Raw genomic sequence first — 26,626 nt, forward strand, 5'->3', positions numbered from 1 at the left:
CGCACGGGCCACGCGCGCCCGACGACGTCATACACCCTCCGATCCGCCGTGCCGGGCGCCCGAGAGCGCCGCGAAACCGGCCTCAACACCCGCCGCGGACGGGCATGTTACGGACCGCGCACGGCCGGCCGCTTCCCGGTGACGTCGGAGCCGTGGCCCCCCGCCACCGCCCCGCCCGCCGAACGCCCCACCGCCGTACGCCGTCTCAGCTGTGAGCCGCCGCCAAGTGCCTGGCCAATCGCGGCGAAGCGAACTCCGTCCCGCACACGAACCGCATCACGGGCCCGTACGAGGCCGCCGCAGGCAACCCCGTGAAGTACAGCCCGGGGACCGAGGACCGGTATCCGGCTCCGAGCTTCGGGGTGCCGCGGCTCACCACCAGCTCCGTCCGCAACGCGTGTCCCAGGAAGTCCATCGCGGCGATGTCGACGCGATAGCCCGTCGCCGCGATGACGTGGTCGGCCGCGAGCTCCTCGGGCGCACCGCCCAGGGTCCGCACGGAGAGCACCGGGCGACTCCCGGAGACCGAGGCACGCTCGATCCGGGCGATCTGGCTGACCTCGACCTTGCCCTCGAAGCGGTCCCGGAGCCACCACGCGCCGAGCGGGCCGAGCACCCGGCGGACGAGGTAGTGGCGGGCCTCTGCGGGCAGGTAGCGGTAGGGGTGCGGGTAGTAGCTGAGCGCCCACAGCGACCAGGCGCGTCCGAAGGGCGACTCCGGGCGCAGCTTCGGCTGTCCCCAGGGCGGCGCGCCGAAGGCGACCCTGCCCCGGCCCCGGGACACCACGCGCACCTGTGCGCCCGCCTCCGCCGCCAGTGCCGCCGTCTCCAGGGCGGACTGCCCCGCGCCGACGACGATCAGTTCCCTGCCGGAGAACCGGGTGAGGTCGTGGTGCTGGGAGCTGTGCGAGACGGGGCCGGTGGGCGCCGGTCCGTCCGCCGCCGCCTCACCGAGCTCGGGCGGCAGATGGGCGAGGCCGTACAGGCCGGTGGCCACGACGACCGCCCGTGCCGTGAACGACTCCCCCGAGTCCAGCTTCAGCTCGAAGCCGTCGCCGCCCCGTCGGTCGACGGAGACGACCCGCACCTGCTCCAGCTCGGGCACGAGCTGTTGCTGGAACCACTCTCCGTAGGCGATGAACGTCTCGACCGGGATGATGTCCTCGTCCGTGACGAGCCGCGGTATCCCGGCCGCGTCGCAGTAGTCACGGAGTGTGTGGCCCGGCTGCGGGGCGTCGATGCTGGAAGCGGCCGGGGTCGATTTGAGGAGCATCCCCTCGGGCATGTGGTCGCGCCAGCTCACCATGGGCCGGCCGAAGACACGCACCGGGATGCCGCGCGCCCGCAGATGGGCGGCGGTGGACAGGCCGAACGGGCCCGCACCGATGACTGCTACCGGATGAATCACGAAGTCCCTCCCCAGGACGTTCTTCCGTCACTTCGTGGTCGTGCTGGTACTGCTGCCGCGGCGGTTGGTCCGCCACAGCTGGTACAGATGTCTCGCGCCCGGCCGCACGAAGCGCGCGAGCATCGTGAAGAACGGCCGCAGGTCGTCACTCGCCAGCCAGGCCAACTCCGTACCGCTCGCGCGCGCCGGCGCGTGCGGGGTGGTGTAGCCGCTGCGCCGGTAGGCGAGCAGGGCCGGCAGGTCGATGTTCTCCACGATGTACCGGTGGCCGGCCCGCTGTTCACCCTCGGGAACGGTGCGCCCGGTCAGGTCGAGATGCATGGCCCGGACGACGTCGATCCCCGACTCGTTCTCGAAGAGCCGGAACTGCGCGCCCATGCGGGGGTTGAAGTCGAGAAGCTTGTACAGCCCGTCGCGGCGGTCGAAGCGCAGGTCGAGGTCGATGACGCCGCTGAAGCCGATCTGTTTGATGAAACGTGCGGCGAGGTCCGCGAGTTCCGGATTGTCGACGACGTACGCGTTCGCCGTCATGCCCGCGTGCGGTGGCCAGGAGCGGACCTTCACGCCCGTGAACATCGCGAGCGGCGTCGAGTCCGCGTCGAAGTACGCGTGCACGATCCAGTCCTCCGCCTCCTCTCTTGGCAGGTACTCCTGGAGGATCACGCCCGGGTTGCCTCCCCAGTCCCGGGCGAGTGCCAGCAGCCCCTCCCGGGTCGCGATCCTCGTCGTCCCGTTGACCGCGGGCCGGCTGCGGCGCACGAACGCCTCCCGGTTCTTGGCCACGAGCGGGAAGCGGGCCGAGGCGGCGAAGCGCTCGATCTCCTCGTACGACTGGGGAAAGGCGGCCGCCGGACTGGGAATGCCGTGCTCCACGCACAGCTCGTGCAGGCCCTGCTTGCTGGCGAGGCGGCGGGGCAGTTTGGCGTCCACCCGAGGAAACAGAAAGCGCTCCGCGAGTTCTTCCTGGTGTTCCGCTATCAGGACGGCGGCCTCCTCGTCCGTCGGGACGAGCACCGTCGGCCGCCCTATGCGACGGCCGATCCGCAGCAGCCCCTCGACCAGGCGCTCCGGCTCCTCCGTCCCCGTCGTCGGCCAGACGAAGGCACGGCGCAGATAGCGTGAGGCCGCGGCAGGCGTGTAACGGTCCTCGGTGATCGCGTACATCGGTATGCCCAGGCGGCCCAGGCTCCGTATGGCGCCCACTCCTCCGTGATGCAGCGGATAGTCACCGAATTTCACTATCAGCCCAGGAACGTCCCGGTCGGCGTCGACCGGCACTCCACTGACGCTCCTGGCCACGGGTCCCCCCACGTGTCCCCCCTACGGACCGGACCCACCCCGTCCGTGTCCCCAAAGGACGCTAAGCCGGAATTGCCGCGTCCGACAAGGCCTATTCGGACATTGCGAACTCTTTAGGCACTGCCACAGCATGGTCACTCCCCCGTAACGTGTGCCGCGACCACACGGAACGCGTGGAACACATGGATCACGGCGCGTACGACCACGAAAGCGAGGCACCACCCGATGCCCCCCTTCGATGTCCCCGAGGGCGATCCCTTCGGCCCGCACAACCTTCCCTACGGCGTCTTCTCCCGGGCCGGCTCGTCCGAACGGAGCGTCGGTGTCCGGCTCGGCGACCACGTCCTCGACGCGGGCGCGGCGGCCCGGTCACTCGGTTCCCCGTACGCGGAGCTGCTCGCACGGCCGAACCTGAACCCGCTGCTCGCGGCGGGCCGCACGGCCTGGTCCGACGTGCGCCGCGCGCTGACAGGCTGGGTGACGGTCCCGGCCCACCGGGAGACCGTGGCACCCCATCTGTACCCGCTCTCCGAGGTGACCCTGCACCTCCCGTTCGAGGTCGCGGACTACGTCGACTTCTACGCCTCCGAGAACCACGCCCGTAACGTCGGACAGATCTTCCGCCCCGACGCCGCGGACTCCCTCACCCCCAACTGGAAGCACCTGCCGATCGGCTACCACGGGCGCGCGGGCACGGTGGTGGTGTCGGGTACGGAGGTGGTGCGTCCGTCGGGCCAGCGCAAGGCCCCCACGGACACGGTGCCCGCCTTCGGCCCGTCCGTCCGGCTCGACATCGAGGCCGAGGTCGGCTTCGTGGTCGGCGCCCCCTCGCCCCTCGGCACTCCGGTGCCCCTCGCCGACTTCCGCGACCACGTCTTCGGCCTCTGCCTCCTCAACGACTGGTCGGCGCGCGACATCCAGGCCTGGGAGTACGTCCCGCTCGGTCCCTTCCTCGGCAAGTCCTTCGCCACCTCGGTGTCGGCGTGGGTCACCCCTCTCGACGCCCTGGACGACGCCCGTGTCGCGTCTCCGGTCCGCACGCACCCCCTTCTTCCCTACTTGGACGACTCCGCGGAGGACCCCGGCGGCTACGACCTCCGCATCTCCGTCGCCATCAACGGCCACGTCGTCTCGGAGCCGCCCTTCTCCACCATGTACTGGACGGCCGCCCAGCAACTGGCCCACATGACGGTCAACGGAGCCTCCCTGCGCACCGGCGACCTGTACGGCTCGGGAACGGTCAGCGGACCCTCGCCGCGGGAACGCGGCTCCCTCCTCGAACTCACCTGGAACGGCCGCGAGCCCCTCGATCTCCCCACCGGCAAGTGGACCTTCCTCGAGGACGGCGACGAGGTGACGATGACGGCCTGGGCTCCCGGCCCGAACGGCACCCGCGTCGCCCTCGGCGAGGTGACGGGGCGCATCCGCTAGGTCCCCCGCCCCTCGCTCTCTCACCCCACGCCCGGCCCGGCCCGACACGACGCGGGACGGGGCTGGGCGGGACGGGGCTGGGCTGGCGCCGCCCGAAGGATCCCTGTCCTGAACCTCGGGGCACCGAGGCTCGGCGCTACATCCAGTCCTCCGGCTCCGGCTCCGCGTCCATCTCCGGCCAGTCCAGGTCCGGCGCCCCGGCGGACGTGGGTGCCGACGCCCCTGCGGACGTGGGTGCCTGGGCCCCTTCGGGGGTGCCGCCCAGGGCGGCGAGCACCCCGACCACGCCCTCTCCGTACGTCGCGAGCTTCTTCTCGCCCACGCCGCTGATACCTCCGAGGTCCGCCACGGAGGTGGGCCACACCGTGGCGATCTCCCGGAGCGTGGCGTCGTGGAAGATGACGTACGCCGGGACTCCCTGTTCCTTGGCCTGCTCGGCACGCCACGCGCGCAGGGCCTCGAAGGCGGGGACGAGTTCCTGCGTCAGCTCCACGACGGCCTTGGCCTTGCGTTCGCCCCGCGGCGACGAGGGCGAGGAACGGGAGGCGGCCGGCTTCGGCTGCTCCTTGCGCAACGGCACGTCGCGCTCGCGCCTCAGCACCGTCCCGCTCTCCTCGGTCAGCACCAGCGTCCCGTACTCGCCCTCGACCGCGAGCAGCCCCTGTGCGAGCAACTGCCGTACGACACCGCGCCATTCGGATTCCGACAGCTCCTCGCCGATGCCGAACACGGACAGCTGGTCGTGGTCGAACTGGATCACCTTGGCGGTCCGGCGACCCAGCAGGATGTCGACGATCTGGAGCGCGCCGAACTTCTGCCCCCGCTCCCGCTGCAACCGCACCACCGTCGACAGCAGCTTCTGTGACGCGACCGTGCCGTCCCAGGTCTCGGGCGGCGTCAGACACGTGTCGCAGTTGCCGCACGCCGGGATGTGCGGGTCCTGGCCGAAGTAGGCCAGCAGCTGGGAACGCCGGCACTGGGCCGACTCGCACAGCGCCAGCATCGAGTCCAGGTGGGCGGCGGCCCGCCGACGGAACGCCTCGTCGCCCTCGGAGCCCTGGATCAGCTTGCGCTGCTGGACGACGTCCTGGAGGCCGTACGCCATCCATGCCGTGGACGGCTGTCCGTCACGGCCCGCGCGGCCCGTCTCCTGGTAGTACCCCTCCACCGACTTGGGCAGGTCCAAGTGGGCGACGAACCGCACGTCCGGCTTGTCGATGCCCATGCCGAAGGCGATCGTGGCGACGACGACCAGGCCCTCTTCGCGCAGGAAGCGCGACTGGTGCGCGGCGCGGGTGCCCGCGTCCAGGCCCGCGTGGTACGGCACCGCCTCGACGCCGTTGCGGGAGAGGAACTCGGCGGTCTTCTCGACCGAGTTGCGCGAGAGGCAGTACACGATGCCCGCGTCGCCCGCGTGCTCCTCGCGCAGGAACGACAGCAGCTGCTTCTTGGGGTCGGCCTTCGGGACGATCCGGTACTGGATGTTGGGCCGGTCGAAGCTCGCCTCGAAGTGGCGCGCGTGCGGCATGGCCAGGCGCTGGGTGATCTCCTTGTGCGTCGCGTGTGTGGCCGTGGCCGTCAGGGCGATGCGCGGAACATCCGGCCAGCGCTCGCCGAGCAGCGAGAGTGCCAGGTAGTCGGGGCGGAAGTCGTGACCCCACTGGGCCACGCAGTGCGCCTCGTCGATCGCGAAGACGGAGATCTTCGCCCGCGACAGCAGGTCCAGCGTGCTGTCCAGCCGCAGCCGCTCCGGTGCCAGGTAGAGCAGGTCCAGCTCGCCCGCCAGCAGCTCGGCCTCGACGACGCGGCGCTCGTCGAAGTCCTGCGTGGAGTTCATGAAGCCGGCGCGCACACCCAGCGCGCGCAGTGCGTCCACCTGGTCCTGCATCAGGGCGATGAGCGGCGAGACGACCACGCCCGTACCAGGTCTGACCAGGGACGGAATCTGGTAGCAGAGTGACTTGCCGCCTCCCGTCGGCATCAGGACGACGGCGTCACCGCCCGCCACCACGTGCTCGATGATCGCTTCCTGCTCGCCGCGGAAGGCGTCGTACCCGAAGACCCGGTGGAGCGTGGCCAGCGCCTCGCCCTCCCCCAGCTTCTCCGTCGCGTCCGCTTCGGTCATCACACCCGTCCCGCCCATCGTCCTGTCCCCCGTACGTCGCGCCTCGACCACTGCGTCCACGATAGGGGTCCGCGCCGACAGTCTCGGAGTTATCCACAGGCTGCGACCGCTCGGCTCCTCTGCGCACCGTTGTCCCGCCCCCGCTCACTCCACCGGGCGGCGCACCCTACCCGCGTTCCACCCGTTGGCCCCTCTCGTATGGCGACCCCTCACGAACACGGGACATGCTGCTCGGGCCGGCGGAGGGGCCGCAGCCGACGGACCGGCACCGTCCCGTACGCCGCTCTCGCGCTCTAGGAGTCATCGCATGTCCCAGCGTCCGCTCAGGACCGCTTTCGCCCTCGTGACAGCCGTCGCCGCCTCGCTCGCCCTGGCCGCCGTGCCCGCCCCGGCCGCGGGCGGCCCCGCGGCCCCCGTGGGCCCCGTGGACCCCGCGGTCGTACGGGACCTGGACACGGCGTACGCGGCCAGCGTGAAGTATCTCGACGAGTCGACCGCCCTCGCCGACGGCTACGTTCCCTTCGCGTGCTCGGCGGACCCCGCGGGCCACGGCGCCATGGGCTACCACTACTTCAACAAGTCCCGCTACGGCTCCCTCGACCCGGCCAAGCCGGGAGCACTGCTCTTCGAGGACGGGCCGGACGGAAGGCGCAGGCTGGCGGGGGTGGAGTGGATCGTGGTGGACAAGGATCAGAACATGAAGACCAGCGGCGACCGCCCTTCGCTGTTCGGCCAGAAGTTCGAAGGCCCGATGCCGGGTCACTACCCCGGTATGCCGGTCCACTACGACCTGCACGTCTGGCTCTGGAAGCACAACCCCGATGGCCTGTTCAACCGGTGGAACCCCCGTGTGACGTGTCCGGCCGTCTCGGCGCACTCCGCGCCGTCGGCCCACACGGCCCACGCAGCCCACTGAGAACGGCTCGGGCCCCGCTCCCGGAAGGAGCGGGGCCCGAGCCGTGAGTGGTCCCGGTCAGCGGACGAAGACGCCCGCCTGGTTCGCCAGATCGAGGAAGTACTGCGGCGCGACGCCCAGCACCAGCGTGACCGCGACGCCGAAGGCGATCGCCGTCATGGTCAGCGGCGAGGGCACCGCGACGGTGGGCCCTTCCGGCTTCGGCTCGCTGAAGAACATCAGCACGATCACCCGGATGTAGAAGAACGCCGCGATCGCCGACGAGATCACACCGACCACGACCAGGGCGCCCGCGCCGCCTTCCGCCGCCGCCTTGAACACGGCGAACTTTCCGGCGAAGCCCGAGGTCAGCGGGATGCCCGCGAAGGCCAGCAGGAAGACCGCGAAGACGGCCGCCACCAGCGGGGAGCGGCGTCCTAGGCCCGCCCACTTGGACAGGTGTGTCGCCTCGCCGCCCGCGTCGCGGACCAGGGTCACGACCGCGAAGGCCCCGATCGTCACGAACGAGTAGGCACCCAGGTAGAAGAGGACCGACGAGACACCGTCCGGCGAGGCCGCGATGACACCGGCGAGGATGAAGCCCGCGTGCGCGATCGACGAGTACGCCAGCAGGCGCTTGATGTCGGTCTGGGTGATCGCCACGATGGCACCGCCCAGCATGGTGACGATCGCGACGGCCCACATGACCGGCCGCCAGTCCCAGCGCAGGCCCGGCAGGACGACGTACAGCAGGCGCAGCAGCGCACCGAAGGCGGCCACCTTCGTCGCCGCCGCCATGAAGCCGGTGACCGGTGTCGGTGCTCCCTGGTAGACGTCCGGCGTCCACATGTGGAAGGGCACCGCACCGACCTTGAAGAGCAGGCCCATGACGACCATCGCGGCGCCGATCAGCAGCAGCACGTCGTTGCCCATGGTGCCCGCGAGTGCCGGGTCGACCGTGGTGACCGTGCCGTCGACGACCTGCGCGATCCTGGCGTACGACACCGAGCCCGCGTAGCCGTAGAGCAGGGCGATGCCGAACAGGGTGAACGCCGAGGCGAAGGCACCGAGCAGGAAGTACTTGACCGCGGCCTCCTGCGACATGAGGCGCTTGCGGCGGGCCACGGCGCACAGCAGGTACAGGGGCAGCGAGAAGACCTCCAGCGCGATGAACAGCGTCAGCAGGTCGTTGGCCGACGGGAAGACCAGCATGCCGCCGATCGCGAAGAGCAGCAGCGGGAACACCTCGGTGGTGGTGAACCCGGCCTTCACCGCGGCCTTTTCACTGTCGCTGCCGGGCACGGAGGCGGCCTGCGCGGCGAACGAGTCGACGCGGTTGCCGTGCACCTCCGGGTCGAGCCGGCGCTCGGCGAAGGTGAAGACGCCGAGGATGCCCGCCAGCAGGATCGTGCCCTGCAGGAACAGGGAGGGCCCGTCGACGGCGATCGCGCCCATCGCCGCGATGTGTGCCTTCGTCGTCCCGTATCCGCCGGCCGCCATCGCGACCACCGCGGCGAAAGCGGCGGCGAGCGCGACGACGGACACGAACACCTGGGTGTAGTAGCGGGACTTGCGCGGGACGAAGGCCTCGATCAGCACCCCGACGAGCGCCGCCCCGATGACGATCAGGGTGGGCGACAATTGCCCGTATTCGATCTTCGGCGCGTCGATCTTCGCGATCGGCTCCGCCGCGGTTGTCCACAGGCTGTGGACGGCTACTGCGCTCACTTGGCCGCCTCCACCTCGGGCTGGGGGTCCTTTTTGTGTACGTCCGACATGGTCTGCTGGACCGCGGGATTGACGATGTCGGTGACGGGCTTCGGATAGACGCCCAGGAAGATCAGCAGAGCGATCAGCGGAGCGACCACCAGGAGCTCGCGCACCCTGAGGTCGGGCATCTCGGCGACCTCGGCCTTCACCGGGCCCGTCATCGTCCGCTGGTACAGGACGAGCGTGTAGAGCGCGGCGAGCACGATGCCGAAGGTGGCGACGATACCGACGACCGGGTAGCGCGTGAACGTGCCGACCAGGACGAGGAATTCACTCACGAAGGGCGCGAGCCCGGGAAGGGAGAGGGTCGCGAGGCTGCCGACCAGGAAGGTGCCGGCGAGCACCGGGGCGACCTTCTGGACTCCTCCGTAGTCGGCGATCAGACGCGAGCCGCGCCGCGAGATCAGGAAGCCCGCCACCAGCATCAGGGCGGCCGTCGAGATCCCGTGGTTGACCATGTAGAGCGTCGCGCCCGACTGGCCCTGGCTGGTCATCGCGAAGATGCCCAGGATGATGAAGCCGAAGTGCGAGATCGACGCGTACGCCACCAGCCGCTTGATGTCCCGCTGGCCGACCGCGACCAGAGCCCCGTAGACGATGCTGATCAGGGCGAGGACGAGGATGGCCGGCGTCGCCCACTTGCTGGCCTCGGGGAAGAGCTGGAGGCAGAAGCGGAGCATCGCGAAGGTGCCGACCTTGTCGACCACCGCCGTGATCAGGACCGCGACCGGTGCCGTGGCCTCCCCCATGGCGTTGGGCAGCCAGGTGTGCAGCGGCCACAGGGGTGCCTTCACCGCGAACGCGAAGAAGAAGCCCAGGAACAGCCAGCGCTCCGTACTGGTCGCCATGTGCAGCGAGCCGTTGGCACGGGCCTGCACGATCTCCTGGAGCGAGAAGTTCCCGGCGACCACGTAGAGCCCGATGACCGCGGCCAGCATGATCAGACCGCCGACCAGGTTGTAGAGGAGGAACTTCACCGCGGCGTACGACCGCTGTGTCGCCGCGACCTCGTCGCCGTGCTCGTGGGCCTTGTCCCCGAAGCCGCCGATGAGGAAGTACATCGGGATCAGCATGGCTTCGAAGAAGATGTAGAAGAGGAAGACGTCGGTGGCCTCGAAGGAGATGATCACCATCGCCTCGACGGCCAGGATCAGGGCGAAGAAGCCCTGGGTCGGCCGCCAGCGCGTGTTCCCGGTCTCCTGCGGGTCGGCGTCGTGCCAGCCCGCGAGGATCACGAACGGGATCAGCAGCGCCGTCAGCGCCACCAGCGCCAACCCGATACCGTCCACACCCAGCTCGTACCGCACCCCGAAGTCCTTGATCCAGGAGTGGGATTCGGTGAGCTGGTAGCGGTTGCCGCCCGGGTCGAACCGTACGAGCACGATCGCGGCCAGGGCGAGTGTGGCGAGCGAGACGAGCAGCGCCAGCCACTTGGCGGCGGCACGTCGCGCGGCCGGCACGGCGGCCGTGGCCACCGCTCCGAGGGCCGGGAGCGCCGCCGTCGCTGTCAGCAGAGGAAAGGACATCGGGATCAGACCGCCCTCATCAGCAGGGTCGCGGCGATGAGGACCGCCGCACCGCCGAACATCGAGACCGCGTAACTGCGGGCATAGCCGTTCTGCAGCTTGCGCAGCCGCCCGGAGAGGCCGCCCATCGAGGCCGCCGTACCGTTGACGACCCCGTCGACCAGGGTGTGGTCGACGTAGACCAGGGAGCGCGTGAGGTGCTCCCCGCCGCGCACCAGCACGACGTGGTTGAAGTCGTCCTGGAGCAGGTCGCGCCGGGCGGCCCGGGTGAGCAGGGAACCGCGCGGGGCGACGGCCGGGACGGGACCGCGCCCGTACTGGAGGTAGGCGATTCCGGCGCCGACGACGAGGAGCACCATCGTGGCCAGCGTGACCGTGAGGGCGCTGACGGGCGAGTCGCCCTCCGCGTGCCCGGTGATCGGCTCCAGCCAGTGCAGGAAGCGGTCGCCGATGCTGAAGATGCCACCCGCGAAGACCGAGCCGAAGGCCAGCACGATCATGGGGATCGTCATGGACCGGGGCGACTCGTGCGGGTGCGGCTCGTGGCCCTCCGCGTCCGGCTGCCAGCGCTTCTCACCGAAGAAGGTCATGATCATCACGCGCGTCATGTAGTACGCGGTGATCGCCGCGCCGAGGAGGGCGGTGCCGCCGAGGATCCAGCCCTCGGTACCGCCCTTGGCGAAGGCCGCCTCGATGATCTTGTCCTTGGAGAAGAAGCCGGACAGACCCGGGAAGCCGATGATGGCGAGGTAGCCGAGGCCGAAGGTGACGAAGGTGACCGGCATGTACTTCCTGAGGCCGCCGTACCTCCGCATGTCGACCTCGTCGTTCATCCCGTGCATCACCGAGCCGGCGCCGAGGAACAGCCCCGCCTTGAAGAAGCCGTGCGTCACCAGGTGCATGATCGCGAAGACATAGCCGATCGGACCGAGGCCCGCGGCCAGCACCATGTAGCCGATCTGCGACATCGTCGAACCGGCGAGCGCCTTCTTGATGTCGTCCTTCGCGCAACCGACGATCGCACCGAACAGCAGGGTGACGGCACCGACCACGGTGACGACCAGCTGCGCGTCCGGCGCCGCGTTGAAGACCGCGCCGGAGCGGACGATCAGGTAGACGCCTGCGGTCACCATCGTCGCGGCGTGGATGAGGGCCGAGACCGGGGTCGGGCCCTCCATCGCGTCCCCGAGCCAGGACTGCAGCGGCACCTGGGCGGACTTGCCGCAGGCGGCGAGCAACAGCATCAGCGCGACGGCGGTGAGTTTGCCCTCCGTGGCGCCCCCCACCAGCCCCGGGTGTCCCTCGGTGCCGAGCACCGGTCCGAAGGCGAAGGTACCGAAGGTGGTGAACATCAGCATGATGGCGATCGACAGGCCCATGTCGCCGACGCGGTTGACCAGGAAGGCCTTCTTCGCGGCGGTGGCGGCGCTGGGCTTGTGCTGCCAGAAGCCGATCAGCAGGTACGAGGCGAGGCCCACGCCCTCCCAGCCGACGTACAGCAGCAGGTAGTTGTCCGCGAGGACGAGCAGCAGCATCGCCGCGAGGAACAGGTTCAGATAGCCGAAGAAGCGGCGGCGCCGCTCGTCGTGCTCCATGTACCCGATGGAGTACAGGTGGATCAGGGAGCCGACGCCCGTGATCAGCAGGACGAACGTCATCGACAGCTGGTCCAGCTGGAGGGAGACGTCCGCCCGGAAGCCCGCGACGGGGATCCAGCTGAACAGGTGCTGGCCGAGGGGCCGGTCGGCGGCACTCTTGCCCAGCATGTCGGCGAAGAGGACCGCGCCGATCACGAAGGAGGCCGCCGCGAGCGCCGTGCCGATCCAGTGGCCGACGGCGTCGAGCCGCCGGCCGCCGCACAGCAGTACGGCCGCTCCGAGCAGAGGCGCCGCTACCAGCAGCGCAATCAGATCTTCCACGATTCAGCGACCCCTTACAGCTTCATCAGGCTGGCGTCGTCGACCGAGGCCGAGTGGCGGGAACGGAACAGCGACACGATGATCGCGAGCCCGACCACGACCTCCGCGGCGGCGACGACCATCGTGAAGAAGGCGATGATCTGGCCGTCGAGATTGCCGTGCATGCGGGAGAAGACGACGAACGCGAGGTTGCAGGCGTTGAGCATGAGCTCGACACACATGAACACCACGATCGCGTTGCGCCTGATCAGCACGCCGGTGGCGCCGATCGTGAACAACAGGGCGGCGAGATAGAGGTAGTTGACCGGATTCACTGGGACGCCTCCTCCGTCTTCGTGCGCTCCAGGCGTTCTTCGGCGCGCTGCTCCAGGGCCTTCAGATCGCTCAGTGCCTCGGAGGACACGTCACGGACCTGGCCGCGCTCCCGCAGTGTCTTGTTGACGGTCAGCTCCGAGGGGGTGCCGTCCGGAAGGAGACCCGCGATGTCCACCGCGTTGTGCCGGGCGTAGACGCCCGGGGCCGGCAGCGGCGGCAGGTGCTTGCCCTCCCGCACCCGCTGCTCGGACAGCTCGCGCTGGGTCTTGGGGCGCTCGGTGCGCTCCCGGTGCGTGAGCACCATGGCGCCGACGGCGGCCGTGATGAGCAGCGCGCCGGTGATCTCGAAGGCGAACACGTACTTCGTGAAGATGAGGGCCGCGAGACCCTCCACGTTGCCGTTGGCGTTGGCCTTGCCCAGGCCGTTGAACTCGGTCAGCGACGCGTGGCCGATGCCCGCGATCAGCAGGACACCGAAGCCGAGACCGCAGACCAGGGCCAGCCAGCGCTGCCCCTTGATGGTCTCCTTCAGGGAGTCCGCCGCGGTGACACCGACGAGCATGACCACGAACAGGAACAGCATCATGATCGCGCCGGTGTAGACGACGATCTGCACGACGCCCAGGAAGTACGCGCCGTTGGCGAGATAGAACACCGCGAGGACGATCATGGTCCCGGCGAGACAGAGCGCGCTGTGCACGGCCTTCTTCATGAAGACGGTGCACAGGGCGCCGATCACGGCGACGGTGCCGAGCACCCAGAACTGGAAGGCCTCCCCGGTCGAGGTGGAGTAGGCGGCGAGCTGCGCGCTCATGCGTCCACCCCCTCCTCATCGGGCTTCTCGCCCTTGGAGACGGCCACTTGGCGCACGGTGCCGGGCGCCGCCTCCGTGACCAGGCCCTGGTAGTAGTCCTGCTCGTCCGTCCCGGGGAAGATCGAGTGCGGTGACTCCACCATGCCCTCCTCGAGACCGGCGAGCAGCTGCTCCTTGGTGTAGATGAGGTTGGCGCGGCTGCTGTCCGCGAGCTCGAACTCGTTCGTCATCGTCAGCGCGCGCGTGGGGCACGCCTCGATGCACAGACCGCACAGGATGCAGCGTGCGTAGTTGATCTGGTAGACGCGGCCGTAGCGCTCACCGGGCGAGTAGCGCTCCTCCTCGGTGTTGTCCGCGCCCTCCACGTAGATGGCGTCCGCGGGACAGGCCCACGCGCACAGCTCACAGCCGACGCACTTCTCCAGGCCGTCCGGATGACGGTTGAGCTGGTGCCGGCCGTGGAACCGCGGGGCCGTGGTCTTGTGCTGCTCCGGGTACTGCTCCGTCAGCCGCTTCTTGAACATGGCCTTGAAGGTCACGCCGAAGCCGGCGACGGGGTTCTGGAAACCGGGTTTGGTCTCCTTCGGCTCCTCAGACATCCGACCCCTCCTTTCCATCGCGAGATCCGTCGTCCGATCCGTCACTCGCAGTATCCGACCCACCACTGACAATCAACTCCCGCTCGCGGTGCGAGCGGCGCCTCGGCACCGGCGGCAGTTCCTGCCCCGGCAGCGGCGGCACCGGGAATCCACCGGCCATCGGGTCGAAGGCGGCGGCCTCGGCCGGCGCCTCCCGGGCCTCCGGCTTCTCGCGGAAGATGTCCACGGCGAACGAGATCAGCAGCAGCGCGAGGACACCGCCGCCGACGTACAGCGCGATGTCGGCGAAGTCGTAGTGCTGGTTGCGCAGGGTCCGTACGGTCGCGACGAGCATCAGCCACACCACGGAGACCGGGATGAGGACCTTCCAGCCGAGCTTCATCAGCTGGTCGTAGCGGACGCGCGGGAGCGTGCCGCGCAGCCAGATGAAGAAGAACAGCAGCAGCTGCACCTTCACCACGAACCAGAGCATCGGCCACCAGCCGTGGTTGGCGCCCTCCCAGAAGGTGCTGATGGGCCACGGGGCGCGCCAGCCGCCGAGGAAGAGCGTCGTCGACACGGCCGAGACCGTCACCATGTTCACGTACTCGGCGAGCATGAACAGCGCGAACTTGATGGACGAGTACTCGGTGTTGAAGCCGCCGACGAGGTCGCCCTCGGACTCCGGCATGTCGAAGGGGGCACGGTTGGTCTCGCCGACCATCGTGATGATGTAGATCACGAAGGAGACCGGCAGCAGCAGGACGTACCAGCGGTCGTGCTGCTGCTCGACGATCGTCGAGGTCGACATCGACCCGGAGTAGAGGAACACCGAGGCGAACGAGGCGCCCATGGCGATCTCGTAGGAGATCATCTGCGCGCAGGAACGCAGTCCGCCGAGGAGCGGATACGTCGACCCGGAGGACCAGCCCGCGAGCACGATCCCGTAGATGCCGACCGAGGCGACCGCGAGGATGTAGAGCATCGCGATCGGCAGGTCGGTGAGCTGCATCGTGGTGCGGTGCCCGAAGATCGAGATCTCGTTGCCCGCGGGTCCGAAGGGGATCACCGCGATCGCCATGAAGGCCGGGATGGCCGCGACGACCGGTGCGAGGACGTAGACCACCTTGTCCGCGCGTTTGACGACGAGGTCTTCCTTGAGCATCAGTTTGATGCCGTCGGCCAGCGACTGGAGCATGCCCCAGGGGCCGTGCCGGTTGGGGCCGATGCGCAGCTGCATCCAGGCGACGACCTTGCGCTCCCACACGATGGAGAAGAGCACGGTGATCATCAGGAAGGCGAAGCAGAAGACCGCCTTGACGACGACCAGCCACCAGGGGTCGCGGCCGAACATGGAGAGGTCTTCTGTGGCGAGGTACGGCGTGTACGGCGTCATGCCTCCACCTCCTTGGGGGCCTCGGTGGCGAGCGTCGCCGGACCGATGCGGACGAGTGCGCCGGGCAGCGCCCCCGTGTCGGAGGCGACGCCCCCGCCGGCGGAGTTCAGCGGAAGCCAGACCACGCGGTCGGGCATATCGGTGACCTGCAGCGGGAGGGCGATGGTCCCGGCGGTGCCGGTGACGGCGAGGAGGTCGCCCTCCTTGACACCTGCCTCGGCGGCCGTGGCGGCCGACACGCGTGCGCGTGCCGCGTGCCGGGTCCCGGCGAGCGCCTCGTCGCCCTCCTGGAGACGCCCGAGGTCGAGCAGCAGCCGGTGGCCCGCGAGCACGGCCTCCCCGGCGGCGGGACGCGGCAGCGACGCCGCGATCTCGACGGGTTCGGCGGCCCGCGGCCCGCCCCAGGCGCCGAGCCGGTCCAGCTCACCGCGCGTGGTGCGCAGGTCCGGCAGACCGAGGTGTACGTCCATGGCGTCGGCGAGCATCTGGAGCACCCGCGCGTCGGTGGGTGCCAGGGTGCGTGTCATCTGCTCGGGCTTCAGCGCGGCCTCGAAGAGGCGGGCCCTGCCTTCCCAGTTGAGGAAGGTGCCGGACTTCTCGGTGACCGCGGCCACCGGGAGGACGACATCCGCGTGTTCGGTGACCTCACCGGGTCGCAGTTCGAGCGACACCAGGAAGCCGATCTCCGAAAGTGCCGCACGCGCGCGTGCCGGGTCGGGCAGGTCGTTGACCTCCACACCCGCCACCACCAGGGCCTGCAGTTCGCCGGCTGCGGCGGCCTCGACGATCTGGCCGGTGTCGCGACCGTAGCGGTGCGGGAGCTGGGACACGCCCCAGGCGGCCGCGACCTCCTCCCGCGCGCGCGGGTCGGTGGCCGGACGCCCGCCCGGCAGCAGCGACGGCAGAGCGCCCGCCTCGATGGCGCCGCGTTCCCCTGCCCGCCGCGGGATCCACACCAGCGTGGCGCCGGTCGCGGCCGCGGCTCGTACGGCGGAGGTGAGCCCGCCCGCCACCGTGGCGAGCCGCTCGCCGACGGCGATCACGGCGCCTTCTCCGCGCAGTGCCTCGGCGGCCCCGGCTCCGTCACCCTCCAGACCGACCCCGCTCGCGAGGGCGTTCAGCCACTCGGTCTCGGTGCCGGGCGCGGCGGGCAGCAGCGTGCCTCCCGCCTTGGCCAGGCCGCGCGTCGCGTGCGTGGCGAGGGAGAAGGTCCGCTGCCCGTGTCCGCGCCAGGCCTTGCGCAACCGCAGGAAGACTCCGGGCGCCTCCTCCTCGGACTCGAAGCCGACTAGGAGAACCGCGGGCGCCTTCTCCAGGGAGGTGTACGTGACGCCCGTACCGTCGAGGTCCCGTCCCCGGCCGGCCACGCGGGCCGCCAGAAAGTCGGCCTCCTCGGCGCTGTGCACGCGCGCGCGGAAGTCGATGTCGTTGGTGTCGAGGGCCACGCGCGCGAACTTGCTGTAGGCGTAGGCGTCCTCGACGGTGAGCCGCCCGCCGGTCAGGACACCGGTCCTGCCCCGGGCCGCCAGCAGTCCCCGGGCCGCGGCCTCCAGGGCCTCCGGCCAGGAGGCGGGCTCCAGTTCACCGGAGGCGCCGCGGACCAGAGGCGTCTCCAGCCGGTCACGCTGCTGCGCGTACCGGAAGCCGAAGCGCCCCTTGTCGCACAGCCACTCCTCGTTGACCTCCGGGTCCGGAGCCGCGAGGCGTCGCATCACCTTGCCGCGCCGGTGATCCGTGCGCGTCGCGCAGCCGCCCGCGCAGTGCTCGCACACCGAGTGCGAGGAGACGAGGTCGAAGGGGCGGGAACGGAAGCGGTACGCCGCCGAGGTGAGCGCTCCGACCGGGCAGATCTGGATCGTGTTCCCGGAGAAGTACGACTCGAAGGGATCGCCCTCGCCGGTGCCGACCTGCTGGAGCGCCCCGCGCTCGATCAGCTCGATCATCGGGTCGCCCGCGATCTGGTTGCTGAACCGGGTGCAGCGGGCGCACAGCACGCACCGCTCGCGGTCGAGCAGCACCTGGGTGGAGATCGGGACCGGCTTCTCGTACGTCCGCTTCTTTCCGTCGAAGCGGGACTCGGCGCCGCCGTGCGACATCGCCTGGTTCTGCAGCGGGCACTCGCCGCCCTTGTCGCAGACCGGGCAGTCCAACGGGTGGTTGATGAGCAGCAGCTCCATCACGCCGTGCTGGGCCTTCTCGGCGACGGGCGAGCTGAGCTGCGTCTTCACCACCATCCCGTCCGTGCACGTGATCGTGCAGGACGCCATGGGCTTGCGCTGTCCCTCGACCTCGACGATGCACTGGCGGCAGGCGCCGACGGGGTCGAGCAGCGGGTGGTCGCAGAAGCGGGGGATCTCGATGCCGAGCTGTTCCGCGGCGCGGATGACCAGGGTGCCCTTGGGCACGCTGATCTCGGCGCCGTCGATCGTCAGCGAGACGAGATCCTCCGGCGGAACCGCCGCCTCTCCCCCTCCCGAGGGAGCGCTGGTGGTCACCGTCATGCGTTCACCTCCGTGTGCTTGTCCGCCCAGGCCGTCGACCTGGCCGGGTCGAAGGGGCAGCCGCGGCCCGTGATGTGCTGCTCGTACTCCTCGCGGAAGTACTTGAGCGAGGAGAAGATCGGCGAGGCGGCACCGTCGCCGAGGGCGCAGAACGACTTTCCGTTGATGTTGTCGGCGATGTCGTTCAGCTTGTCGAGGTCGGACATGGCGCCCTTGCCGGCCTCGATGTCGCGCAGCAACTGCACGAGCCAGTAGGTCCCTTCGCGGCACGGGGTGCACTTGCCGCAGGACTCGTGCGCGTAGAACTCGGTCCACCGGGTGACCGCCCGGACGACACAGGTCGTCTCGTCGAAACACTGGAGCGCCTTGGTGCCGAGCATGGAACCGGCGGCGCCCACTCCTTCGTAGTCAAGAGGGACGTCGAGGTGTTCTTCGGTGAACATCGGTGTCGAGGAGCCGCCCGGTGTCCAGAACTTCAGGCGGTGTCCGGCGCGCATCCCGCCGCTCATGTCGAGGAGTTGCCGGAGCGTGATACCGAGCGGGGCCTCGTACTGGCCGGGGCTGGTGACGTGGCCGCTGAGCGAGTAGAGCGTGAAGCCCGGGGACTTCTCGCTTCCCATCGACCTGAACCATTCCTTGCCTTTTTGCAGGATTGCGGGAACTGACGCGATCGACTCGACGTTATTCACGACAGTTGGGCACGCATAGAGCCCTGCGACGGCTGGGAAAGGGGGACGAAGCCGCGGTTGACCACGGCGGCCTTCGAGCGAGTCGAGCAGTGCGGTCTCCTCACCGCAGATGTACGCGCCCGCGCCCGCGTGCACGGTGAGCTGGAGGTCGAGTCCGCTGCCCAGGATGTTCTCGCCGAGGTAGCCGGCCGCGTAGGCCTCACGGACGGCCTCGTGCAACCGCCGCAACACGGGGACGACTTCACCGCGGAGATAGATGAAGGCATGCGAAGACCGGATGGCATAACACGCGATCACAATGCCCTCGATGAGGCTGTGCGGGTTCGCGAAGAGGAGCGGGATGTCCTTGCAGGTTCCCGGCTCCGACTCGTCGGCGTTGACAACTAGATAGTGGGGTTTTCCATCGCCCTGCGGAATGAACTGCCACTTCATTCCCGTGGGGAATCCCGCGCCGCCCCGGCCGCGCAGCCCGGATTCCTTGACGTACGCGATCAGGTCGTCCGGCGACATCGCCAGCGCCTTGCGCAGCCCCTCGTATCCCTCGTGCCTTCGGTAGACGTCCAGCGTCCAGGACCGCTCCTCGTCCCAGAAGGCCGACAGCACGGGTGCGAGCAGCTTCTCGGGGCTGGTCTCCCCGCCGCGCTCGAATGCGCTCGCGCGGGCGGTGCCCTCGTTCTCGGGTGCCAATGTCATCACTCCCCCTCCTCGGCTGCGGGACCCGCCGGGTGCGACGGATCGGAGGCCGATGTGTCCTGCGGCGCGTCGTGCGAGCTCAGGTGCTCGGCCGGCGGCTGGTCCTGCGGAGCGCCGCCACCTCGCGGATGGACCACGCGCGCGGCACCGCTCTCCCCCTTGGCCAGGCGGAGGCCGGTCAGCGAGGCGGGGCCCGCGCTGCCACCCGCTTCCACGGCTCCGGGGCGCTCGTCGGGGAAGCCCGCCAGGATCCGGGCGGTGTCCTTGAAGGTGCAGAGGGGGGCGCCTCGGGTGGGCTCGGCCGCTGTTCCCGCGCGCAGGTCGTCGACGAGGCGCTTGGCGGAGGCCACGGTCTGGTTGTCGAAGAACTCCCAGTTGACCATCACGACGGGTGCGAAGTCGCAGGCCGCGTTGCACTCGATGTGCTCCAGGGTGACCTTGCCGTCACCGGTGGTCTCACCGTTGCCGACGCCCAGGTGGTCCTGCAGGGCCTCGAAGATCGCGTCGCCGCCCATGACCGCGCACAGGGTGTTGGTGCACACACCCACCTGGTAGTCACCGCTCGGCTTGCGCCGGTACATCGAGTAGAAGGTCGCGACCGCGGTGACCTCGGCGGTGGTCAGGCTCAGTACGTCCGCGCAGAACTGCATCCCCGTGCGCGTGACGTGGCCCTCCTCCGACTGCACGAGATGCAGCAACGGAAGGAGCGCCGAGCGGGAGTCCGGATAGCGGGCGATGATCTCGCGCGCGTCCGCTTCGAGCCGGGTCCGAACGTCGTCCGGGTAGTCGGGCGCGGGCAGTCGGGGCATGCCCAGGCTGACGCCCTCGGGGGTGGTGGTCACCGGTCGACGCCTCCCATCACGGGGTCGATGGACGCGACGGCGACGATGACGTCGGCGACCTGGCCGCCCTCGCACATCGCCGCCATGGCCTGCAGGTTGGTGAAGGACGGGTCCCGGAAGTGGACCCGGTAGGGGCGGGTGCCTCCGTCGGAGACGGCGTGCACCCCGAGTTCGCCCTTGGGCGACTCGACCGCCGCGTACGCCTGTCCCGGCGGGACGCGGAAACCCTCGGTCACCAGCTTGAAGTGGTGGATGAGGGCCTCCATGGAGGTGCCCATGATCTTCTTGATGTGGTCGAGGGAGTTGCCCAGACCGTCGGGACCGAGGGCGAGCTGCGCGGGCCAGGCGATCTTCTTGTCGGCGACCATGACCGGCCCCGGCTGCAGCCGGTCCAGGCACTGTTCGACGATGTGGAGCGACTGGCGCATCTCTTCGAGGCGGATCAGGAAGCGCCCGTAGGAGTCGCAGGTGTCGGCGGTCGGGATCTCGAAGTCGTACGTCTCGTAGCCGCAGTACGGCTGGGACTTGCGCAGGTCGTGCGGCAGGCCCGCCGAGCGCAGGACGGGTCCGGTGGCGCCGAGGGCCATGCAGCCGGCCAGGTCGAGATAGCCGACGTCCTGCATACGGGCCTTGAAGATGGGGTTCCCGGTGGCGAGCTTGTCGTACTCGGGAAGGTTCTTCGTCATCTTCTTCACGAACTCGCGGATCTGGTCCACCGCGCCGGGCGGCAGGTCCTGGGCGAGTCCGCCGGGGCGGATGTACGCGTGGTTCATCCGCAGGCCGGTGATGAGCTCGTAGATGTCGAGGATCAGTTCACGGTCACGGAAGCCGTAGATCATGATCGTGGTGGCGCCGAGCTCCATACCGCCGGTGGCGATGCACACCAGGTGGGAGGAGATCCGGTTCAGCTCCATGAGGAGCACGCGGATGATCGAGGCGCGGTCGGGGATCTGGTCCTCGATGCCGAGGAGTTTCTCGACCGCGAGGCAGTACGCCGTCTCGTTGAAGAACGGCGTCAGGTAGTCCATGCGCGTCACGAACGTGGTGCCCTGTGTCCACGTACGGAATTCGAGGTTCTTCTCGATGCCGGTGTGGAGGTAGCCGATGCCGCAGCGGGCCTCGGTGACCGTCTCGCCGTCGATCTCCAGGATGAGCCGGAGCACGCCGTGCGTCGACGGGTGCTGCGGGCCCATGTTGACGATGATGCGCTCGTCGTCGGACCTCGCCGCGGACTGCGCGATCTCGTCCCAGTCGCCGCCGGTGACCGTGTAGACGGTGCCCTCGGTCGTCTCGCGGGCGGATGCGGCAGAAGAAGGGGTCTGCGTGCTCATGAGTACGACCTCCGCTGGTCCGGAGCCGGGATCTGGGCGCCCTTGTACTCGATGGGGATGCCACCGAGGGGATAGTCCTTGCGCTGCGGGTGGCCCTGCCAGTCGTCCGGCATCATGATCCGCGTCAGTGCCGGGTGACCGTCGAAGACCAGGCCGAAGAAGTCGTACGCCTCGCGCTCGTGCCAGTCGTTCGTCGGATAGACGGGGACGAGCGACGGGACGTGCGGGTCGGCGTCAGGGGCGCTGACCTCGATGCGGATCAGCCGGTTGTGGGTGATCGAGCGCAGGTGGTAGACGGCGTGCAGTTCGCGGCCCTTGTCGCTCGGGTAGTGCACTCCGCTCACGCCCGTGCACAGCTCGAAGCGGAGGGCCGGGTCGTCGCGGAGGGTCTGGGCGACCCGGACCAGGTACTCGCGTTCGATGTGGAAGGTGAGCTCGTCGCGGTCCACGATCGTCTTCTCGATCGCGTTCCCGGGGACGAGTCCCTGTTCCTCCAGGGCGCCCTCCAGCTCGTCGGCGACCTCGTCGAACCAGCCGCCGTAGGGGCGGGCGGCCGGGCCGGGCAGCCGGACGGAGCGGACCAGGCCGCCGTAGCCGGAGGTGTCGCCGCCGTTGTTGGCGCCGAACATGCCGCGCTGGACGCGGATCTCCTCACCGCCGTCGCCACGCTGTCCGGGGAGGTTGGACGCGCCGAGGTCCTTCTCCGGGTTCACGCCGTTGCCGGCGCCGTTCGCGTCGCTCACCGCAGCAGGCCCTTCATCTCGATGGTGGGGAGCGCCTTGAGCGCCGCTTCCTCCGCCTCGCGGGCCGCCTCCTCGGCGTTCACACCGAGCTTCGAGGACTGGATCTTCTGATGGAGCTTGAGAATCGCGTCCATCAGCATCTCGGGCCGCGGCGGACAGCCGGGCAAATAGATGTCGACCGGAACAATATGGTCGACTCCCTGCACAATGGCGTAGTTGTTGAACATTCCGCCCGACGAGGCGCAAACGCCCATGGAGATCACCCACTTGGGGTTGGGCATCTGGTCATAGACCTGCCGCAGTACGGGCGCCATCTTCTGGCTGACGCGCCCGGCGACGATCATGAGGTCGGCCTGGCGCGGTGACCCGCGGAAGACCTCCATGCCGAAGCGCGCCAGGTCGTAGCGGCCCGCGCCGGTCGTCATCATCTCGATGGCGCAACAGGCGAGTCCGAACGTGGCGGGGAAGACGGACGCCTTGCGTACCCAGCCCGCGGCCTGCTCGACGGTGGTCAGCAGGAATCCGCTCGGCAGCTTTTCTTCGAGTCCCATGTCTTAAAGGCCCCTCAGTCCCATTCCAGGCCGCCGCGCCGCCATACGTACGCGTACGCGACGAAGACGGTGAGCACGAAGAGCAGCATCTCCACGAGCCCGAAAACACCCAGGGCGTCGAAGGTGACAGCCCAGGGGTAGAGGAAGACGATCTCGATGTCGAAGACGATGAAGAGCATCGCCGTCAGGTAGTACTTGATCGGGAAGCGCCCGCCGCCGGCCGGCGTGGGGGTCGGCTCGATACCGCACTCGTAAGCCTCGAGCTTGGCCCGGTTGTATCGCTTTGGACCGATAAGCGTGGCCATGACCACGGAGAAGATCGCAAAGCCTGCCCCGAGGGCTCCCAGTACGAGGATCGGCGCATACGCGTTCACGCTCCTCGCTCCTCTCAGTCGGCACTGACTGCTGGCGGTTGCGTCGGGCCGGCGGTTCCGCCCACCTGTCCCACGAGCCCCGTGCGTCCCGACGAAGATCGCGTACATGTGAAGCAGGTCACAAGCCCAACTGCCTCGCATCCTATGCCCGCCGGTCTGTGATCTGCGACACGGGGTATTGCACTAGCTTTGTGATCTCCACCACCTGACGAAGGATCATGAAGTCGGATGAGCGGTGATCTTCACACGCGAAGCGTCCGCACAGTCACCAGAGGTGACATTTCCGCTCGTCATCGCAGGTCCGGGGGGACGTCTCCATATCAAGAGAGTTCCTCCGCATGCAAATTGGCGATGGACGGGGAGGCTTGATAGAGGAGCCCGTTCACACCTCGGGGGAGGGTTGTGGACGGATGTGGACGACCTCCACGCGTGCACGCGTTCACGAGCAGGGAACTTTCTGGATCTACGCGCGAGGCACGCCATCCGTGAGACGGCTGTGTGACCTGTGCCACATCTGTCTATGTGCCAGATAAGCGGGGCTTGGCCACTGGCCGCAACGAGTGGTAGGCGGAGGGCAATTCGGGCGTATTACAGAAACGGCATGATCACAGGCTTGATCGTCTCTGTCCGCAATGCCCGTTACGGCGTCAATAAGGAGTGACGCGCCCCGGATTCGGCCGCGGATTGAACAACTGTGGCGCACCACACGTTTCTTGAAGGTATGAGGGAGCCCCTGATACCGGTTGTACCCATGTCCCACACCGCTCACATACGTAGCCACCGGAAGCCCCGCCGCAACGCGTCGACGCTCGCGATGCGCGCCGGAGTTGCCGGTGGCGTTCTCAGCACCCTGGCCGTCGCCGGTGCGGCCGGCTCTGCGAGCGCGGCCGAGCCCGTGACGCAGACCTTTGAAATGCCGACCCTGACGGCCGACCTCGCCACCCAGGTCGCCCAGTCCGCCGACGCCACCCAGCAGGCCGCGGCCAACTACGAGTTGCAGGCCGAGCGCGACGCGGCAGCCGCAAATGCCGCGAAGCAGGCCAAGGCGGACCTCGCCGACGCCAAGAAGAAGGCGGAGGCCAAGACGAAGGCCGAGGCCGCGCGCAAGGCCGCGGCCGAGCAGGCCGCCTCGCGCTCCGCCGCGCGGACCACCCTGTCCGCTTCGGCCTCCACCTCGGCCTCCACGACCTCGACCGTCTCGGCGCCGGCCAGCGGCAGCGTCGCGACCGTCATCGCCTTCCTCAAGGCACAGGTCGGCGACGCGTACGTGATGGGCGGTACGGGCCCCAACACGTGGGACTGCTCCGGTCTCGTGCAGGCCGCGTTCAAGCAGGTCGGTGTCGACCTGCCGCGCGTCTCCCAGGACCAGTCGACGTCCGGTACGCCGGTCTCGCTGTCCAACGTCCAGGTCGGCGACATCCTGTACTGGGGTTCGGCCGGTTCGGCGTACCACGTGGGCGTGTACATCGGTAACGGGCAGTACCTGGACGCCGCCAACCCCTCCAAGGGTGTCGTGATCCAGAACCTGTCGGGCTACCCGGCCACCGGCGCGGTACGCGTTCTCTGAGCCGCACCCGCGTCCGAAGTCCTACGGCTTGAGGGCCGCCGCCTGAAGGCGGCGGTCCCCGTCGTCGTATCCGCGGGGCGACCGTGGCCCGTTCGGGCCTCAGAGGGCCCTCACAGCGACGGGAAGAGCCTGCCGACGACGGTCACCGGATGCGCCTCCGGCGACTGGGCCGGCGGGCGCCGCTCGCGGACCTGACCGCGCCGTCCCCGCCCCGCCCCTCCCCCGCCAGGCGGGCTCGCGCCCGCACCCTCGCTCGCCACGGAGGCCACGGACGAGCATGCCCGCCGGTGCGCGAGATCCCGCTCGACGCGTCCGTAACGGGTCAAGTGCCGCAGAGGGAACGAGAGTGCGCGCCGCGCCCATAACGGGCACATCTGTCCGCGTCGGCTCTCCCGACGCGACCGGGTGGACGCGCCAAGTACGCGCCACGGTGCACGGAGGCCGAGCCGGGGGCCGGCCTCCCCGCGCCGCGCGGCGGACCCGGCCTCAGGCCTTCGGTGCCACCTTCGACAGCCCGTTGATGATCCGGTCCATCGCGTCGCCGCCGGTCGGGTCCGTCAGGTTCGCCAGCATCTTGAGGGTGAACTTCATCAGGAGCGGGTGGGTCAGGCCCCGCTGCGTCGCGATCTTCATGACCTTCGGGTTGCCGATCAGCTTCACGAAGGCGCGGCCGAGGGTGTAATACCCGCCGTAGGTGTCCTTGAGGACGCGGGGGTAGCGCTCGAGGGCCAGTTCGCGCCCGGCGGGCGTCGAGCGGGCGTGGGCCTGGACGATGACGTCCGCGGCGATCTGGCCGGACTCCATGGCGTACGCGATGCCCTCGCCGTTGAAGGGGTTCACCAGGCCACCGGCGTCGCCGACCAACAACAACCCCTTCGTGTAGTGCGGCTGGCGGTTGAAGGCCATCGGAAGGGCGGCGCCGCGGATCGGGCCGGTCATGTTCTCGGGCGTGTAGCCCCAGTCCTCCGGCATCGAGGCGCACCACGCCTTCAGGACCTCGCGCCAGTCCAGCTCCTTGAAGGAGTCGGAGGTGTTGAGCACTCCGAGGCCGACGTTCGACGTGCCGTCGCCCATGCCGAAGATCCAGCCGTAGCCGGGCAGCAGACGGTCCTCGGGGCCCCGGCGGTCCCACAGCTCCAGCCAGGACTCCAGGTAGTCGTCCTCATGGCGCGGGGAGGTGAAGTACGTACGGACCGCGACGCCCATCGGGCGGTCCTCACGACGGTGCAGGCCCATCGCCAGCGAGAGGCGGGTGGAGTTGCCGTCGGCCGCGACGACCAGCGGCGCGTGGAAGGTGACCTCCCGCTTCTCCCCCGTGTCGCCGAGCTTGGCGTGCACGCCCGTGATGCGGCCCGTGCGGTCGTCGATGATCGGGGCGCCGACGTTGCAGCGCTCGAACAGCCGCGCGCCCGCCTTCTGCGCCTGTCGTGCCAGCTGCTCGTCGAAGTCGTCGCGCTTGCGGACGAGCCCGTAGTCCGGGTAGGAGGCGAGATCCGGCCAGTCGAGCTGGAGGCGGACACCGCCGCCGATGATGCGCAGTCCCTTGTTCCGCAGCCAGCCGGCCTCTTCAGAGATGTCGATGCCCATCGAGACGAGCTGCTTGGTCGCGCGCGGGGTCAGCCCGTCACCGCAGACCTTCTCGCGGGGGAACGCGGTCTTCTCCAGGAGCAGGACGTCGAGTCCGGCCTTCGCCAGGTAGTACGCGGTCGTGGAACCGGCTGGCCCAGCCCCGACGACGATCACATCTGCGGTGTTTTCGGAGAGGGGTTGGGGCTCGGTCACGGCGGGGTCTCCCCAAGACTCGAAATCTGCGTGCTGACGGGCACTGGACATGGGCAGTCTATGCAGCGGTACTGACT

At 69.3% G+C, this 26,626-nt stretch carries 21 protein-coding genes; 3 read left to right on the forward strand and 18 right to left on the reverse strand.

Going from position 1 to position 26,626, the window contains the following annotated elements:
• Window positions 1-205: 205 nt before the first annotated feature.
• Window positions 206-1,408, reverse strand: a complete 1,203-nt coding sequence (locus ABZV34_RS22070; RefSeq protein ID WP_356279101.1) for an FAD-dependent oxidoreductase — start codon at window positions 1,406-1,408, stop codon at window positions 206-208.
• 27 nt (window positions 1,409-1,435) lie between these two features.
• The gene (locus ABZV34_RS22075; protein WP_356279104.1) at window positions 1,436-2,686 is read right to left on the reverse strand and encodes an ATP-grasp domain-containing protein; all 1,251 of its coding nucleotides are present in this window, start codon (window positions 2,684-2,686) and stop codon (window positions 1,436-1,438) included.
• Window positions 2,687-2,932: 246 nt separating this feature from the next.
• Between ABZV34_RS22075 and fahA the strand changes: the two genes are divergently transcribed.
• Window positions 2,933-4,138 carry a fumarylacetoacetase gene (fahA, locus tag ABZV34_RS22080; protein ID WP_356279107.1) on the forward strand — a complete coding sequence of 402 codons (1,206 nt, stop codon included), beginning with the start codon at window positions 2,933-2,935 and terminating at the stop codon, window positions 4,136-4,138.
• Window positions 4,139-4,274: 136 nt separating this feature from the next.
• On the opposite strand, the gene recQ is transcribed toward fahA, so the two are convergent.
• Window positions 4,275-6,281 (reverse strand): DNA helicase RecQ, encoded by a 2,007-nt coding sequence (gene recQ / locus ABZV34_RS22085; protein ID WP_356279185.1) that lies wholly within the window; start codon window positions 6,279-6,281, stop codon window positions 4,275-4,277.
• A gap of 289 nt (window positions 6,282-6,570) precedes the next feature.
• Here recQ and ABZV34_RS22090 point away from each other — a divergent pair, with 289 nt between their 5' ends.
• Window positions 6,571-7,179 carry a hypothetical protein gene (locus tag ABZV34_RS22090; RefSeq protein ID WP_356279110.1) on the forward strand — a complete coding sequence of 203 codons (609 nt, stop codon included), beginning with the start codon at window positions 6,571-6,573 and terminating at the stop codon, window positions 7,177-7,179.
• Between the two features lie 57 nt (window positions 7,180-7,236).
• Here the strand turns inward: ABZV34_RS22090 and nuoN are convergent, their stop codons facing one another.
• The 14 genes from nuoN to ABZV34_RS22160 are packed head-to-tail and all read right to left on the reverse strand — an operon-like array spanning window position 7,237 to window position 23,200.
• Window positions 7,237-8,886: an NADH-quinone oxidoreductase subunit NuoN gene (gene nuoN, locus ABZV34_RS22095; RefSeq protein ID WP_356279113.1), complete on the reverse strand. Its 1,650-nt coding sequence runs from the start codon at window positions 8,884-8,886 to the stop codon at window positions 7,237-7,239.
• Window positions 8,883-10,454 carry an NADH-quinone oxidoreductase subunit M gene (locus tag ABZV34_RS22100; RefSeq protein ID WP_356279116.1) on the reverse strand — a complete coding sequence of 524 codons (1,572 nt, stop codon included), beginning with the start codon at window positions 10,452-10,454 and terminating at the stop codon, window positions 8,883-8,885. Before ABZV34_RS22100 ends, nuoN begins: the two co-directional genes overlap by 4 nt.
• A 5-nt stretch (window positions 10,455-10,459) precedes the next feature.
• On the reverse strand, window positions 10,460-12,373 hold the full coding sequence (gene nuoL / locus ABZV34_RS22105) for an NADH-quinone oxidoreductase subunit L (protein ID WP_356279119.1): 1,914 nt from the start codon (window positions 12,371-12,373) through the stop codon (window positions 10,460-10,462).
• A gap of 14 nt (window positions 12,374-12,387) precedes the next feature.
• Entirely contained in the window at window positions 12,388-12,687 is a 300-nt protein-coding gene (gene nuoK / locus ABZV34_RS22110; RefSeq protein WP_018568277.1) for an NADH-quinone oxidoreductase subunit NuoK, read from the reverse strand.
• Window positions 12,684-13,502 (reverse strand): NADH-quinone oxidoreductase subunit J, encoded by an 819-nt coding sequence (locus ABZV34_RS22115; RefSeq protein ID WP_356279122.1) that lies wholly within the window; start codon window positions 13,500-13,502, stop codon window positions 12,684-12,686. Before ABZV34_RS22115 ends, nuoK begins: the two co-directional genes overlap by 4 nt.
• A complete protein-coding gene (gene nuoI / locus ABZV34_RS22120; RefSeq protein WP_356279125.1) occupies window positions 13,499-14,101 on the reverse strand; it encodes an NADH-quinone oxidoreductase subunit NuoI in 603 nt (200 codons plus the stop codon). Before nuoI ends, ABZV34_RS22115 begins: the two co-directional genes overlap by 4 nt.
• Window positions 14,094-15,476 (reverse strand): NADH-quinone oxidoreductase subunit NuoH, encoded by a 1,383-nt coding sequence (nuoH, locus tag ABZV34_RS22125; protein WP_356279128.1) that lies wholly within the window; start codon window positions 15,474-15,476, stop codon window positions 14,094-14,096. The genes nuoI and nuoH overlap by 8 nt, the downstream gene beginning before the upstream one ends.
• On the reverse strand, window positions 15,473-17,977 hold the full coding sequence (locus ABZV34_RS22130; RefSeq protein ID WP_356279131.1) for an NADH-quinone oxidoreductase subunit G: 2,505 nt from the start codon (window positions 17,975-17,977) through the stop codon (window positions 15,473-15,475). Before ABZV34_RS22130 ends, nuoH begins: the two co-directional genes overlap by 4 nt.
• On the reverse strand, window positions 17,974-19,359 hold the full coding sequence (gene nuoF / locus ABZV34_RS22135; protein WP_356279134.1) for an NADH-quinone oxidoreductase subunit NuoF: 1,386 nt from the start codon (window positions 19,357-19,359) through the stop codon (window positions 17,974-17,976). The genes ABZV34_RS22130 and nuoF overlap by 4 nt, the downstream gene beginning before the upstream one ends.
• The gene (gene nuoE / locus ABZV34_RS22140) at window positions 19,359-20,168 is read right to left on the reverse strand and encodes an NADH-quinone oxidoreductase subunit NuoE (RefSeq protein WP_356279188.1); all 810 of its coding nucleotides are present in this window, start codon (window positions 20,166-20,168) and stop codon (window positions 19,359-19,361) included. The genes nuoF and nuoE overlap by 1 nt, the downstream gene beginning before the upstream one ends.
• Before the next feature lie 29 nt (window positions 20,169-20,197).
• Window positions 20,198-21,532: an NADH-quinone oxidoreductase subunit D gene (locus ABZV34_RS22145; protein ID WP_356279137.1), complete on the reverse strand. Its 1,335-nt coding sequence runs from the start codon at window positions 21,530-21,532 to the stop codon at window positions 20,198-20,200.
• The gene (locus tag ABZV34_RS22150) at window positions 21,529-22,275 is read right to left on the reverse strand and encodes an NADH-quinone oxidoreductase subunit C (RefSeq protein ID WP_356279140.1); all 747 of its coding nucleotides are present in this window, start codon (window positions 22,273-22,275) and stop codon (window positions 21,529-21,531) included. Before ABZV34_RS22150 ends, ABZV34_RS22145 begins: the two co-directional genes overlap by 4 nt.
• Window positions 22,272-22,826, reverse strand: coding sequence for an NADH-quinone oxidoreductase subunit B (locus ABZV34_RS22155; protein ID WP_007383964.1), 555 nt, complete (start codon window positions 22,824-22,826; stop codon window positions 22,272-22,274). The genes ABZV34_RS22150 and ABZV34_RS22155 overlap by 4 nt, the downstream gene beginning before the upstream one ends.
• Before the next feature lie 14 nt (window positions 22,827-22,840).
• Window positions 22,841-23,200 (reverse strand): NADH-quinone oxidoreductase subunit A, encoded by a 360-nt coding sequence (locus tag ABZV34_RS22160; RefSeq protein WP_007383963.1) that lies wholly within the window; start codon window positions 23,198-23,200, stop codon window positions 22,841-22,843.
• A 721-nt stretch (window positions 23,201-23,921) separates the two neighbouring features.
• Between ABZV34_RS22160 and ABZV34_RS22165 the strand changes: the two genes are divergently transcribed.
• On the forward strand, window positions 23,922-24,767 hold the full coding sequence (locus tag ABZV34_RS22165; protein ID WP_356279142.1) for a C40 family peptidase: 846 nt from the start codon (window positions 23,922-23,924) through the stop codon (window positions 24,765-24,767).
• Window positions 24,768-25,253: 486 nt separating this feature from the next.
• Here the strand turns inward: ABZV34_RS22165 and ABZV34_RS22170 are convergent, their stop codons facing one another.
• Complete coding sequence (locus tag ABZV34_RS22170; RefSeq protein WP_356279145.1) at window positions 25,254-26,549, reverse strand: geranylgeranyl reductase family protein; 1,296 nt, start codon at window positions 26,547-26,549, stop codon at window positions 25,254-25,256.
• Window positions 26,550-26,626 lie beyond the last annotated feature (77 nt).

The organism is Streptomyces sp. NPDC005195, assembly GCF_040608315.1.
Classification (GTDB): domain Bacteria; phylum Actinomycetota; class Actinomycetes; order Streptomycetales; family Streptomycetaceae; genus Streptomyces; species Streptomyces kaempferi.

What these genes read in the sequence shown, in the direction of transcription:
- ABZV34_RS22090 (WP_356279110.1), top strand. Translation starts at nt 6,571, where the DNA reads ATGTCCCAGCGTCCGCTCAGGACCGCTTTCGCCCTCGTGACAGCCGTC.
- nuoF (WP_356279134.1), bottom strand. Translation starts at nt 19,359, where the DNA reads ATGACATTGGCACCCGAGAACGAGGGCACCGCCCGCGCGAGCGCATTC.
- recQ (WP_356279185.1), bottom strand. Translation starts at nt 6,281, where the DNA reads ATGGGCGGGACGGGTGTGATGACCGAAGCGGACGCGACGGAGAAGCTG.
- ABZV34_RS22145 (WP_356279137.1), bottom strand. Translation starts at nt 21,532, where the DNA reads ATGAGCACGCAGACCCCTTCTTCTGCCGCATCCGCCCGCGAGACGACC.
- nuoI (WP_356279125.1), bottom strand. Translation starts at nt 14,101, where the DNA reads ATGTCTGAGGAGCCGAAGGAGACCAAACCCGGTTTCCAGAACCCCGTC.
- ABZV34_RS22130 (WP_356279131.1), bottom strand. Translation starts at nt 17,977, where the DNA reads ATGACGGTGACCACCAGCGCTCCCTCGGGAGGGGGAGAGGCGGCGGTT.
- ABZV34_RS22155 (WP_007383964.1), bottom strand. Translation starts at nt 22,826, where the DNA reads ATGGGACTCGAAGAAAAGCTGCCGAGCGGATTCCTGCTGACCACCGTC.
- nuoE (WP_356279188.1), bottom strand. Translation starts at nt 20,168, where the DNA reads ATGCCCCGACTGCCCGCGCCCGACTACCCGGACGACGTTCGGACCCGG.
- ABZV34_RS22100 (WP_356279116.1), bottom strand. Translation starts at nt 10,454, where the DNA reads ATGTCCTTTCCTCTGCTGACAGCGACGGCGGCGCTCCCGGCCCTCGGA.
- ABZV34_RS22165 (WP_356279142.1), top strand. Translation starts at nt 23,922, where the DNA reads ATGAGGGAGCCCCTGATACCGGTTGTACCCATGTCCCACACCGCTCAC.
- ABZV34_RS22115 (WP_356279122.1), bottom strand. Translation starts at nt 13,502, where the DNA reads ATGAGCGCGCAGCTCGCCGCCTACTCCACCTCGACCGGGGAGGCCTTC.
- fahA (WP_356279107.1), top strand. Translation starts at nt 2,933, where the DNA reads ATGCCCCCCTTCGATGTCCCCGAGGGCGATCCCTTCGGCCCGCACAAC.
- nuoH (WP_356279128.1), bottom strand. Translation starts at nt 15,476, where the DNA reads ATGACGCCGTACACGCCGTACCTCGCCACAGAAGACCTCTCCATGTTC.